Below are 12605 nucleotides of genomic sequence, written 5' to 3' on the forward strand. Positions count from 1 at the left end.
CGGGCGGCCAGCATTGCTGGCCGCCCGCGGTTCTTGGAAAACTGATGGACTAGCGCCCGGTTCCGCCGTAGACGGTGGCTTCCACTTCGGTGTCCAGGTCGAACGCGGTGTGGATGGCGCGCACTGCGTCGTTGAGCTTGTCGGCGTCGGTGACCACCGAAATGCGGATCTCCGAGGTGGAGATCATGTCCACATTCACGCCCGCCTGGTGCAGGGCCTCGAAGAAGGTGAAGGAGACGCCAGGGTTCGAACGCATGCCGGCGCCGATCAGCGACAGCTTGCCGACCTCGTCATTGTGCTCAATCTCTTCAAAGCCGATCTCTGCACGGGCGGTTTCCAGAGCTTCCAGTACATGCTTGGTCTCGGTCATCGGCAGGGTGAAGGAGATGTCGGTCTTGCCCGAGCCATGTGTTGAGATGTTCTGCACGATCATGTCGATATTCGCCTGGGCTGCGGCGATCACTCCGAAGATCTGAGCCGCCTTGCCCGGGATATCCGGAACGCCGATGACCGTGACCTTGGCCTCGGAATGGTCGTGGGCAACACCTGAGATGATTGGCTGTTCCAAGGGTTCTCCCTCTTGAATCTTGATCTTGTCATTGGGGTCCGGGAGCACCCAAGTGCCCTCGTGCTGGCTGAAGGACGAGCGCACGTGCAGCGGCACGCCGAAGCGGCGGGCGTATTCCACGCAGCGCAGGTGCAGGATCTTGGATCCGCTGGCCGCCATTTCCAGCATTTCTTCGCTGGAGATTTCATCGATCTTGGTCGCCGAAGGCACCACGCGCGGGTCTGCGGTGTAGACGCCGTCCACGTCGGTGTAGATCTCGCAGACATCTGCGCCCAGGGCTGCGGCCAGCGCCACCGCGGTGGTATCCGATCCGCCGCGGCCCATGGTGGTGATGTTCTGGGATTCCTTGCTCATGCCCTGGAAGCCGGCGACGATGGCGATGAAGCCGCGGTCGATGGCGCGGCGCACCCGCTGAGGGGAGACCTCCATGATGCGCGCCTTGCCATGGGTGGAGTCGGTGATCAGGCCAGCCTGGGAACCGGTGAAGGATGCGGCGCGCTCGCCGAACTTGTTGATGGCCATAGCCAGCAGGGACATCGAGATGCGCTCGCCTGCGGAGAGCAGCATGTCCATTTCGCGGGCCGGCGCATCATCGGTGAGCTGGCCTGCAAGATCCAGCAGATCGTCGGTGGTGTCGCCCATGGCGGAAACCACCACGACCACGTCGTGGCCCTGGTTCTTGGTGTCAATAATTCGGCGCGCAACGCGCTTGATGCCCTCGGCATCAGATACGGACGAACCGCCAAATTTTTGCACAATTAGGCCCATGGGCACTGCCTCCACCAGTTGAAAGTTGCAACCCGCACGGACTGCCGCAAAATCGGCAGAAATAGGCGTGCGAGATACCTGCTAGATCAATATTGTGACAGCTTCGCGCATTCATGACCTACTTGTGACGTTAACGATTGGTCATATTGCCTAGCCAGTCCCCGCAGGTGTGTGCTAAAGCGCATCCTGGTCAGCAAACTGAGTCAAAATTTGCCGCCAAAAGTTCTTCCATTCCGACACCGCATCCATCGATTGAGCCTTAGTAATATTTACTGCAATCGTCAATTTTCTCCCTCTGAGGCCTATGTCTACCTGAGTCTCGGTGGCGTCTGAGAAATCAGCAGACCAGTAGCGCCAGCGCCGCGAGGAAGAAACAACGGGCGTGCTGATCATCCGGCGGCTGTTGAACGACTCCTGCCGGCGCATGAGGTCTTGCCACCGCTGCAGCGATGCATCCAGATCAGAATCGAGAACTGCGCTGACAAAGCCCTGGAAAGTGCCATCGATTGCCCGTCCCGGACGCCGCCGGGCGGCATCCAGCTCGAAAGCGGAGGCGATGCGCGAGGCCCAGATGCCGGGATCCGCGGTTTGTGCTGGCATGAGCGTCTGGGCCAATGAAGGGAGCTCGTTGTGATGCAGGTTTGTCGCATCCGCCTGGTGCAGCAGCTCGACCCAATCGGCCCATGGCCTGCCGGTGGCGTCGGCAATTTCCCGAGTAGTTTCCTTCAGTGTTGGCATAGTGCCAGTGTAGAGCCAGGCGCCGGCGCTAGTTCTTGGCCTGCGCCAGGACCTGCCGCCAGAAGCTTTTCCAGCCTGATACGGCCTCGGCGCTGTGTGCCTTGGTGATGTTCACCGAAATAGTGGTTTTCTCGCCCTTGGCGCCGATATCCACATGAACCTTGGAACCGTCGCTGAATGCGGCGCGCCAGTAGCGCCAGCGCTGCGAAGAACTGATATTCGGGCCGTCGGTCATATGCTGCCCGTTGAAGTCGCTCAGGTCCCTGGTTGCCTGGACCCAGCGTTCCAAGGCGCCGTCGATGTCCGTGTGAAGGGTGGCGGTGGTCGAGCCCTGGAAGGTGCCATCTTGGCCTTGGCCGGGCAGCCGGCGCCCGATTTCCTGCTCGAAAGCGACGGCCACCGACTGCGCCCACCAGCCGGTGTTGGACACTTCGGCGCTCATTAGGGTTTCGGCCAGTTGGGCGATTTCCTTGTGGGTGAGCTTCTGGGCATCCGCCGCGCTAAGATCGGCGGACCATGCTTCCCATGACTTGCCGGTGGCTTGAGCGATTGCCCCGGTGTTGCTGCTTTTAGTAGCCATAGGTGCAGGATACCCGGCCCGGGCCCGGAACGGCTGGGATCAAACTGCGGCCGCGGCGGCCAGGGTAGTCCGGCCGCCGCGGCCGCAGCGTGTTGCAGAATCAGGAAACCTGCATATCCTCGTTCAGCCTTCCCAGCAGGGAAATCAAAGCCGAGAGGTCTTCGTCGTTCCAGCCTTCGAGTCTGTCGCGCAGGTCGCGGCGCCAATCCTGCAGCCATTCCTTCCACCGCTGAACCGACAACTCGGTGGGCAGTAGGTGCGATACCCGCCGGTCCTGTTCATCGACCTCCCGGGTGACCAAGCCCAATTCCTCGAGCTTGGTCACCATCCGGGACAGCGCTGCCTTGTCCATCAACAGCTTGTCGCAGATTTCCGACTGCGTGATGCGCTTGGTGCGCATGATGATCCCCAGCACCGGCAGCGCGGCCGGGGTCATCAGGTGCTCCAACTGGGAAGCTACTTCCCGCTTGGAACGGGCCACGATCTGGATCAGCGCGAACATCTGCTCTTCGGTCGCGTCGTACAGTGCGCTGCGTTCGGGAATCGGCGTCGTGCGCTCGGCGGTTTCCATTGCTTCCCCTAGGCTCCGGCGTGTGGGTTGTTGTGCTTCGGCGCCTGTGGCGCCTGAGGCTCGCGCGGCTCCTGCTCTGGTTCGGCGGCGGGGGCTTCCTGGCCTTCGCCGTCCGCGTGGCGTTCCACAGCGGTCTGGGTGCGCAGCTGCTGGTTCGGGATCAGGCAGACGGCGACCACGGTGATCACTGCCAGCGGTGCGGCGAAGGCGAACAGCGAGGCCACGCCGTCGCCGTAGACCGATTCAAAGATCACGCGGATCGGTTCGGGCAGCGTGGCAAGGTTCGGCAGCGAGCCGGAGGACAGCTGTGCGGAAACCGCCGCCGCCTTGTCGCCCAGCTGGGCCATGGCGCTTGCGATCTCGCTCTGCTTGTCTGCGATCATATTCGGGATGTTGATCGCCAGCAGGGCGCCGAGGCCCGCCGTGCCAGCGGTGCCGCCCAAGGTGCGGAAGAAGTTCACCGCAGAAGAGGCGACGCCCAATTCGGAGACGGGAACCGAGTTCTGGACCACCAGCACCATGTTCTGCATGACCAAGCCGACGCCGGCGCCGAGGATGAACATGTACGCGCCCACCAGCACGAAGTTCGTATCGTAGTGAATGGTCCCCAGGAGGAACAGACCGATGACCTGCAGCACCGAGCCGACGACGACGAACGCCTTCCACTTGCCGTAGCGGGTGATCAGCGCACCGGCAACGGTGGAGATGACCAGCAGGCCGGCCATCATCGGGAAGGTCATCAGGCCCGCCTGGGTGGCGGTGGCTCCGCGGGCCATGATCATGTACTGGCTCAGGAAGACCGAAGTGCCGAACATCGACAGGCCGACCGACAGCGAGGCGATGACTGCGAAGGTGAAGGTGCGGTTCTTGAACAGGTCGAGGTTCAGCAGCGGGTCTGCGGCCTTCAGCTCGGTGACCACGAACAGGACCAGCAGCAGCACCGAACCGGCCGCCATCAGGTAGCTGGTGGTGGAGTTCCACTCGAACTGGGTGCCGCCCAGCGACATCCAGATCAGCAGCAGTGCAACGCCGGAGGAAAGCAGCATGATGCCCAGGTAGTCGATCTTGACCTTGCGCTTGGCCACGGCAGGCAGGTGCAGGGTGCGCTGGATCAGCCAAATGGCGATGACCGCGAAAGGCAGCGCAACGAAGAAGTTCCACCGCCAGTTGATCGTGTCGGTGATGAAGCCGCCGATCAGCGGGCCGCCGACGGTTCCTACCGCCATGACCGCACCGAATAGGCCCATGTACTTGCCGCGTTCGCGCGGCGAGAGGATGTCGGCCATGACGATCTGGCTCAGTGCGCCCATGCCGCCGCCTGCCAGGCCCTGGATGACGCGCATGGTGATCAGGAAGCTGGTGTCCTGCGAGAATCCGGCCGCGGCCGAGGCGAGCACGAACATGGCAAGCGAGATCTGCAGCAGCAGCTTGCGGTTGCCGATGTCTGCCAGCTTGCCCCAGATCGGGGTGGAGATGGTGGTGGCCAGCAGGGTAGCTGTCACGACCCAGGTGAATGCGGTTTGCCCGCCCCTGAGATCGGAAACGATCACCGGCAGGGAACTGGATACGACGGTGCCGGCAAGAATCGAGACAAACATGCCCATCAGCAGGCCGGTCAGTGCCTGCATGATCTGGGCGTGGCTCATCTTGGGCTGCGAGACCGGTGCGGTTGCGGTCATTGAGACTCCCAAAGAAGAAAAATAAGGTTGATTGATGTCAACTATAAACTATTGGTTGACTATCATCAACTATGTGTGTTTTGCTCCACACCGCGCAATACGGGGAATAACCTGTGCTTAAACGAGTGATCCCGTCCGGGGACCGGACGGGATCAGCTGCGGCAGACCAGTGAAAGTCAGCGGGTGCTGCGATGGTCGTCCATTTCCGGGACCACTGGGCGCGAGGGCGCAAAGACGTTCTGCTGGGCCGGCTCGCGGGAAGCCTCATCCTTGGCCGGCGCGATCTTGACTTCAACAGGTTCAGCGGGTGCCGCGAGGGTCGGAGCCGAAGGCTGTTGGGCGCGCCCGGCAACCCGGCGCCCCTCGAAGGCGCGGGCCAGGGTGACCTCGTCGGCGTATTCCAGGTCGCCGCCCACAGGAAGACCGGAAGCCAGTCGGGTGATCTTGATGCCCAGCGGAGACAGCGCGCGCACCAGGTACACCGCGGTGGCCTCGCCCTCCAGGTTCGGGTCGGTGGCCAGGATCAGCTCGGTGATCGATTCATCGGCCAGCCGGGTGACCAATTCGCGGATGTGCAGCTGTTCGGGCCCGATGCCCGCCAGCGGATTAATCGACCCGCCCAGCACATGGTAGCGGCCGGAGAAGGCGCGGGTGCGCTCGATGGCCAGCACATCCTTTGACTCCTCGACGATGCAGATCGTGGAGCCGTCGCGCCGTTCATCGCGGCAGATCGCGCAGGTGTCCTGCTCCGAGATGTTGAAGCAGATCTCGCAGAACTTTACCTTGGCCTTGACCTGCTGGATGGCGGCGGCCAGCCGGGTCATGTCCTCCGCATCGGCATCCAGAATGTGAAAGGCGATGCGCTGGGCCGACTTGGGGCCGATGCCAGGCAGCCGACCGAGCTCGTCGATCAGTTCCTGTACAGCACCTTCGTACACGTGCGCCCACTTTCATCATTCGGGTTCGTTATTGCTTGGTCCACGGCATTTGCCGCCAACGTACACACTAGTGTCTCACCCAGACAGTTTGAACTGCAGGGTGCAGGATCACAGGCTGCGCTTGAGCTCCACGACATTGCCGTTCACATCGCGCTGTTCGATGACCATGCCGCCCAGCAGGCGCTCGACAGCGGGGACGCCGATGAGCGTTGAATCTTCCACCTCGATGTCGTCCTCGCTCGGGACGAATTCTGCCGGGTCTTCCACCACCGGCGGCGGGGTCGGCGCGCCGCCCCATCCGCTGGCCGACTGCACCGGCGCCGGACTCGGGGCCGAGTCCTTGGCCTGGTTCATCAGCTGCTGGTAGCGGCTCATGCGCCCGGAAGCCTGCGGTGCGGCAGGGGCCTGCGCTGCAGGCTTCTCTACTGCGCCCCAGGACGGAGCGGTCTCCCTGGCTGGAGCCGAAGGCTGGCCGGCGGGAGGCTGGACAGGCTGTTGGGCCTGCTGCTGCGAAGCGGCGAACTGCGGCCGCGGCGCGACCGGCGCAGCTGGTGCAGCCGGTGCCGATGGCGCAGGAGCCTGCGGCGAGGCTGGTTCAGTGGCCGGCTCCCTAGCGGCGGCCAGCGACTCAAAGGAATCGGTGGTGCTGCCAGGATGCAGGGGAGTGGACGACACCGGACGGGCGATGTTGAAGGAGGACCCCTCGTTCTGCTTGGCGCTCAGCCCTGCAGTCATGCGCGGGCGTGGCGCAACCGGCGGGCCGTCAAAGCTGCGCGGAGCACTGCTGCGCGGGGCAGGTTCTGCCGGCGCAGCCGGTGCTGGAGCTTGGGCTTGCGCAGGAGCCTGAGCCTGGGCAGCCGGCTGGGCCGGAGCCGCCGCAGGCTGCGCGTAGGGATCAGCTCCGTAGCCGTCGTCCGGGAACGGCGGCTCGTCGAAGTACGGGTCATCCAACGGCGGCGGTACGTCGTCGAAATCGCCGGCATAGCCGTAGTCTGCCGCTGGAGCCGCTGGAGCCGCTGGAGCCGCTGGAGCCGCTGGAGCCGCTGGAGCTGGCTCAGCGGCCGGCGCGGGACGCTGGGTTTGGGCGCGCGAAGCTACCCCAGCGTTCGGTGCCTTGATGAACTTGGTCGGTGCTGGGGTTGGCGCCGGGATCGGCCGGCGCTCACCTTTTGGGGAACCACCGCCTGGGGTGTTTGAACCGCCTTCGGTGAGAACCACTTCCACAGGGGAGCCGGCGACCTGGGAGAGCAGTCCGGTAAGGATCTGCATCATGTCCGGGCGGTTGCGCAGGTTGACCAGCACTCCGGGGCTGCTGAAGGCCAGGGTGACGGTGCGGCCGTCGAAGCCTGCCACGGAGCCGAAGTTCGCCACCATGGAGTGCAGCACCTTCGAATTGGACTGCAGTTGGTTGAGCAAGGCAGGCCATGCCTGCTGGAAGCGGGCCACCGGGGAACCGCCCTGTGCAGGTGCTGACGGCTGCTGCTGCGCCGGCTGCTGGCTGCGCTGTGCCTGCTCACGCGCGGCGCGTTCCTGGGCCTCGCGTTCAGCCTGCTGGCGCTGGGCAGCTTCGCGCTGAGCCTGTTCCTCCTGAGCGCGCTGTTGTTCGGCGCGCTGGGCTGCTTCACGTTCTGCCAGTTCGCGCTGGGCCTGATCCTGGGCAGCGCGCTGTGCGGCTTCCTGCTGTGCTCGCTGCGCAGCTTCCTGTTCGGCTTGCTGACGCTGGGCGGCTTCGCGTTGAGCCTGTTCCTGCGCCGCACGCTGAGCCGCCTCGCGTTCGGCCTGCTGGCGCTGAGCCTGCTCTTGGGCGCGCTGCTGTTCTGCGCGCTGGGCTGCTTCGCGTTCGGCTAGCTCACGCTGGGCCTGTTCCTGGGCCGCGCGCTGTGCGGCTTCTTGCAGCGCCTGGGCCTGGTGGCCAGAGTGCTGCGGCTGGTTCTGGGCTGGCTGAGCCGGGGCCGGCGGCTGGTTCTGAGCAGCCGCCTGCTGCTGTGCCGCCTGAGCTGCCTGCTGCTGGGCACGATTCTCGGCAGCACGCTTGGCGAACTCTGCCATGGCAGGGTTTTGCTTCACGTCGTCAATTGAAACGCCCGTGCCAAATGACAGGTCCTCGCCGCTGGCAGGATCCGGCACCAGGCTGAACGGGGCGACGCCCTCGGGACGGTTCGCCGGAATGCTCGGACCAGGCTGGATCTGGGTGGTCACCGGGTGCGAGTCTTCCTTGGGTCCCCACGTGGCTCCCCAGTCTGCATCCGCACCGGTGTTCAAGGACGTTGCGGCGTCGGGATCCAGTGGGGCGTTGGGGTCCTCCGGCTCGGCTGCTGGCGCAGGGGCCGAGGCAGGTTCTGTTGGTGCTGCGTCCTGGACCGGTGCAGCGGCATGCGGCTGTTCAACAGGCTGTTCAGGAGCCGGGGCTGGCTGCTGTGCTTGGTGCTGCTGAGCCGGCTGCTCGGGAGTGGCTTCGGGCTGGACTGCCGGAGCTGGTTCGCCGTCACGCCGTGCCTTGGCTGCGGCCAGGGCCTGCCGAACTGCGGCGGCGCCCTGGCGTGCTGCGCCAGGATTCGGCGCGGAGCCCATTGATGGTGCAGCGTCGCCAGCAGATCCGTCTTCCAGCTCTGGCAGCGCGCCGCCGGTCATGGCGTGGCGCTCCAGCCGGTCCAGGCGCGCGGCGAAGGAGCTGTCCGAATTCTGCGATCCGGGCAGCATCAATCGAGCCCCCAAAAGTTCAAGGTGCAGGCGCGGCGACGTAGCACCGGTCATATCGGTCAGCGCCTGGTTGGTGACGTCGGCCCAGCGCGAGAGCTCTCCGGCTCCGGCGAGGCCCGCCTGCAGGTGCAGCGCCTCAAGCTGGTCGCCGGGAACGCCGCGCAGGATCTTTTCCAGTCCTTCCGGCACTGCCTTGGCGATCACCAGATCGCGGAAGCGTTCGAGCAGGTCCTCGACGAAGCGGCGCGGATCCAAGCCGGTTTGGATGATCCTGTCGATCGCGGCGAACAGCCCTGCGCCATCCGATTCGTGCAGCGACAGCACCACCTCGTCCAGCAGCGTGGAGTGGGTGTAGCCCAGCAGCGCGATGGCGGTTTCGTAGTCGAGCACGCCTTCGCGTGCACCGGCAATCAGCTGGTCCAGCACCGACAGGGTGTCGCGCACCGAACCGCCGCCGGCGCGGATCACCAGCGGCAGCACGCCGTCGTGAACCGATACGTTCTCGCGCTGGCACAGTTCTTCCAGGTACGCCAGCAGCGCCTCGGGCGGCACCAGGCGGAATGGGTAGTGGTGGGTTCGCGAGCGGATAGTGCCGATGACCTTGTCAGGCTCGGTGGTCGCGAAAATGAACTTGATGTGCGCCGGCGGCTCTTCAACGATCTTCAGCAGCGCATTGAAGCCTGCTGGGGTGACCATGTGGGCCTCATCGATGATGAAGATCTTGTAGCGGTCGCGGGTAGGAGCAAAGGTAGCACGCTCGCGCAGGTCGCGGGCATCGTCCACACCGCCGTGGCTGGCGGCGTCGATCTCGATGACATCCAGCGAGCCGGGGCCGCCGTTGGCAAGCTCAATACAGCTCGGGCAGGTGCCGCAGGGAACCGGGGTCGGCCCCTGCTCGCAGTTCAGGCAGCGCGCAAGGATTCGGGCAGAGGTGGTCTTGCCGCAGCCGCGGGGACCGGAGAACAGGTACGCATGGTTGACCCGGTTCTTCTCCAATGCGGTCATCAGCGGAGCGGTGACATGCTCCTGCCCGATGACGTCGGCGAAGGTATCGGGACGATATCTGCGGTAAAGCGCTGTACTCACACCGGTTCCCTATCGGTTGTTCGATGCCGGAGGCATCAGCTGTTGGACAATGTTCTCGGGCTTCACAACCCAGGGTTCACGCGGCAGCGACGACGGGTTGAACGCCTTCAGGGCCGCCTGCAGATTCTCACCGGGCAAGCCCAATGACTCTAGCAAAAATGAGCGCACTTCGGCGGGATGCACACCTTGTTCGGTGATCTCTTCGAGCGTCACCGCTCCGTCCCTTTTGGCCAGCCGCTGGCCCTTCTCGTTCAGCGCCAGCGGAACATGGGCGTAGCTGGGAATTTCATAGCCGAGCAGCTGGGCAAGATAGGCCTGGCGCGGGGCAGAAGAGAGCAGGTCGTCTCCGCGCACCACCTGGTCGATGCCGCTGGCCGCGTCATCGACGACTACCGCCAGGTTGTAGGCGGGGGCACCGTCATTTCGGATCAGCACAAAGTCGTCAACCATGCCGGTGTAGCTGCCGAAAAGTTCATCGTGAACAGAAAATTCGTTCACTTCAGCGCGCAGACGCAGTGCGGCCGGGCGTTCAAGGGATTTCTGAGCCCGCTGTTCGTCGCTGAGGTTCCTGCAGGTTCCGGGGTAGGCGCCCGGGGCGGCATGTGGTGCGCTGGCGGCTTCGGCAATGTCCTTGCGCGAGCAGAAGCATTCGTAGACCAGCCCGCGGGCTTTGAGTTCGTTGGCAATTTCCAGGTAGACAGGCAAGCGGTCTGACTGGCGAATGAGTCCGCCGTCAAAGTCCAGTCCCAGTTGCTCAAGTTCGTCGAGCTGTACGGCTTCCGCGCCGGCGCGGACACGGTCGAGGTCTTCGATTCTCAGATAGAAGTCTCTGCCGGTGGATCGGGCGAAGAGCCAAGCCAGGATTGCTGTGCGCAGATTGCCAATGTGGAGCGGCCCTGAAGGGCTAGGGGCGAAACGGCCAGCGCCCACGTGGACTCCATTCGACTTGCTGGAAAAGTAAAGACCCCTCATGCACCTGTCAGAGCCCATCTACCCTTGCTACCTTCCGGTCCTGGGGGAGTTCAACAGGATGACACCACACGAGGGGTCACCAAAAATACTACCCGAGGATGGGGTGTGGATAAAAATCGGGGAGAGTGCTGTTGCTCTCATGGCTTGCCTTGCACTGTTGGCAGGCACCGAAGTTGAACAATTTTTCTGCTCAGCTGGCTTGGGCTTCCGGTTCGTCGTCGTGCCAGCCAAGTACATGCCGGAGCCTGACTGTCATTTCCACAATTGGCAGGGTTGGGGTCTGATCCCGGGCAAAGTCGAAATTCTCAACGTTCGACACACTGCCCGGCACCTCAAGGCAGACCATTCCATTCGGGGTGCGCCACTGCACCGAACCATCTGGCTTGTAGATGACTTCCCAGCCAAGGGCATGTTTGAACAGTTGATGCCGTTTGCACAGCAGCTGCGTATTGGCGCGGGAAGTATGCCCGCCTTTGGCCCAGCCGTCGATGTGGTCTGTTTCTGATTCTTCCGCCAACTTATTGCAGCCGGGGAACCTGCATTGGATATCGCGCCATCGAAGCAGGTCTCTCAGCGCCTTACTCGGGCGGTACTTCTCCTTGGCAACATCAATGGCTGCTCCGGTCCATGGATCGGTGAGAACCTTGAGGAACGAAGGGGCGTCTTTGGCGATTTTCAAAGCAACTTCTATGGGGATGGGACCATATCCTTCAAGTTCGGCGAGCCCTCGCTTTGGATTCGCCAGCATTTCTACTGCAGGAATAGTCACCGCGACCCTTGACTTCAGTACGGTGCCCGGCGATTCAGGCCATCCGTCGAGGATGACATCTCGCAGCAGATCTGCGCGCCTTTGCCGTTCGCTGCGCTGGTCGTCTTCGTCCACTTCCTCATGCGCCGCGAACCAGTTGACCGTATTGACGATGCTGATGACGTCTTCCGCGGGCAGATAGGCCTGCAGGACGGCCATTCCGTTGTCTTCTTTCCACCAGGTAATTGCACGGGCCTCGCGTGCCTTCTTATGGCGTTCTTCAATAGGCTTCGGGTGAAGGCGCTCGCGCATCCGCCGAGCGCGCTGCGAGACTGCAGAATCGGTAGCTGTTCGAGCCAGGGGCAGCAGTACATGCTCCATCTGCTTGATGTCCGCCGGATCCAGGTCCTGGGATTGCTTGACGATCTCTCTGGCCGTTCTGGTGGTGATGTCTCCATTGCTCAATGCATCTAGGGTGTTGGTGCAGATATTCCGAAGACCCTCGGCGGTGAAAAGCTTTGCATACACCCTACTGGCAGTATCCCGCAGCGCGACGGATGCTTCTGCAACAAAGGAAGACCTGATGGTCGCGTCATCAGTTAAATCGACGCCATAGTAGTGGGCCGACAAGTGAGCGTCCTGGTCATCGGGTTGGTCGATCAGCGCCTCTTGGGTTCCTTTGCTCGTTGCGTCTCGGACAAAGATTTCAAAGCTGTCTGCCATGACGCTGGCTTCTGCAGCATCAAGCATGCTGCGCAGTCGTCCGATGCTTTTGAGCCGTTCCAACCCGTCCTTGACAGTAGAGAGGGGAGACGAGTTGTAGAGATCTAGGGCTGCCACAGCGAACTGATTGAAGAACTTGTTTTGGTCTAATTCTCCGTCCCACACTCCGTTGGCGCCGTAGTTCTTTCTGAGACCCGGCGGATACATTGGAAGGCGTCGCGACGCGTCGCCATTGTGAAATACCTCTCTTTTGCTCATGATTCCAGTATTTGTGCCACCGGCGGGAGGGTGGTGAAGTGTGGTGCGCATTGGGGAAAACTTCATTTATCCGCGTAAATACGGGGTTTATTTCATGTGAAGCCGAGGTAGCGGCAGATATTTCCGCTCGATTCGTGCTTCAGTGAAAATTTCGATATGCTGGATCCTGCTCCACGGAGCACACTGAGGAGGATTCGCCTAGCGGCCTATGGCGCACGCCTGGAACGCGTGTTGGGTTCACGCCCTCAGGGGTTCAAATCCCCTATCCTCCGCCAA

8 protein-coding genes, 1 tRNA gene, 1 other RNA gene and 1 pseudogene are annotated in these 12605 nt (G+C 62.9%); 1 reads left to right on the forward strand and 10 read right to left on the reverse strand.

What is annotated here, in order from left to right; genetic code table 11:
- Positions 1-49 precede the first annotated feature (49 nt).
- The 10 genes and pseudogenes from AUR04nite_RS17405 to AUR04nite_RS17450 form a co-directional block, all read right to left on the reverse strand.
- A complete protein-coding gene (locus AUR04nite_RS17405; protein ID WP_141367516.1) occupies positions 50-1336 on the reverse strand; it encodes an aspartate kinase in 1287 nt (428 codons plus the stop codon).
- Positions 1337-1510: 174 nt separating this feature from the next.
- Positions 1511-2074 (reverse strand): hypothetical protein, encoded by a 564-nt coding sequence (locus AUR04nite_RS17410; protein WP_141367518.1) that lies wholly within the window; start codon positions 2072-2074, stop codon positions 1511-1513.
- Positions 2075-2102: 28 nt separating this feature from the next.
- On the reverse strand, positions 2103-2654 hold the full coding sequence (locus tag AUR04nite_RS17415) for a hypothetical protein (RefSeq protein ID WP_141367520.1): 552 nt from the start codon (positions 2652-2654) through the stop codon (positions 2103-2105).
- 100 nt (positions 2655-2754) lie between these two features.
- The gene (locus tag AUR04nite_RS17420; RefSeq protein ID WP_141367522.1) at positions 2755-3225 is read right to left on the reverse strand and encodes a MarR family winged helix-turn-helix transcriptional regulator; all 471 of its coding nucleotides are present in this window, start codon (positions 3223-3225) and stop codon (positions 2755-2757) included.
- An 8-nt stretch (positions 3226-3233) separates the two neighbouring features.
- A complete protein-coding gene (locus tag AUR04nite_RS17425; protein ID WP_246055592.1) occupies positions 3234-4904 on the reverse strand; it encodes a DHA2 family efflux MFS transporter permease subunit in 1671 nt (556 codons plus the stop codon).
- Positions 4905-5251: 347 nt separating this feature from the next.
- Positions 5252-5842 (reverse strand): annotated as a pseudogene (recR, locus tag AUR04nite_RS17430) (recombination mediator RecR); the annotation flags it as partial.
- Positions 5843-5950: 108 nt separating this feature from the next.
- Positions 5951-9628, reverse strand: a complete 3678-nt coding sequence (locus AUR04nite_RS17435; RefSeq protein WP_141367526.1) for a DNA polymerase III subunit gamma and tau — start codon at positions 9626-9628, stop codon at positions 5951-5953.
- Between the two features lie 9 nt (positions 9629-9637).
- On the reverse strand, positions 9638-10558 hold the full coding sequence (gene gluQRS / locus AUR04nite_RS17440) for a tRNA glutamyl-Q(34) synthetase GluQRS (protein ID WP_141367528.1): 921 nt from the start codon (positions 10556-10558) through the stop codon (positions 9638-9640).
- Positions 10559-10584: 26 nt separating this feature from the next.
- Positions 10585-10681: signal recognition particle sRNA small type (ffs, locus tag AUR04nite_RS17445), an RNA gene on the reverse strand.
- Between the two features lie 109 nt (positions 10682-10790).
- Positions 10791-12329, reverse strand: a complete 1539-nt coding sequence (locus AUR04nite_RS17450; RefSeq protein ID WP_170184269.1) for an HNH endonuclease signature motif containing protein — start codon at positions 12327-12329, stop codon at positions 10791-10793.
- Positions 12330-12516: 187 nt separating this feature from the next.
- On the opposite strand from AUR04nite_RS17450, the gene AUR04nite_RS17455 reads away from it, so the two are divergent.
- A tRNA-Ser gene (locus AUR04nite_RS17455) sits at positions 12517-12604 on the forward strand.
- Position 12605: the final 1 nt, after the last annotated feature.

Source organism: Glutamicibacter uratoxydans, from assembly GCF_006539925.1.
In the GTDB taxonomy this organism is placed as follows: domain Bacteria; phylum Actinomycetota; class Actinomycetes; order Actinomycetales; family Micrococcaceae; genus Glutamicibacter; species Glutamicibacter uratoxydans.

Excerpts from the sequence above, each read along its gene's own strand:
- AUR04nite_RS17405 (WP_141367516.1), bottom strand. The coding sequence starts at position 1,336 with ATGGGCCTAATTGTGCAAAAATTTGGCGGTTCGTCCGTATCTGATGCC.
- AUR04nite_RS17410 (WP_141367518.1), bottom strand. The coding sequence starts at position 2,074 with ATGCCAACACTGAAGGAAACTACTCGGGAAATTGCCGACGCCACCGGC.
- AUR04nite_RS17415 (WP_141367520.1), bottom strand. The coding sequence starts at position 2,654 with ATGGCTACTAAAAGCAGCAACACCGGGGCAATCGCTCAAGCCACCGGC.
- AUR04nite_RS17420 (WP_141367522.1), bottom strand. The coding sequence starts at position 3,225 with ATGGAAACCGCCGAGCGCACGACGCCGATTCCCGAACGCAGCGCACTG.
- AUR04nite_RS17425 (WP_246055592.1), bottom strand. The coding sequence starts at position 4,904 with ATGACCGCAACCGCACCGGTCTCGCAGCCCAAGATGAGCCACGCCCAG.
- AUR04nite_RS17450 (WP_170184269.1), bottom strand. The coding sequence starts at position 12,329 with ATGAGCAAAAGAGAGGTATTTCACAATGGCGACGCGTCGCGACGCCTT.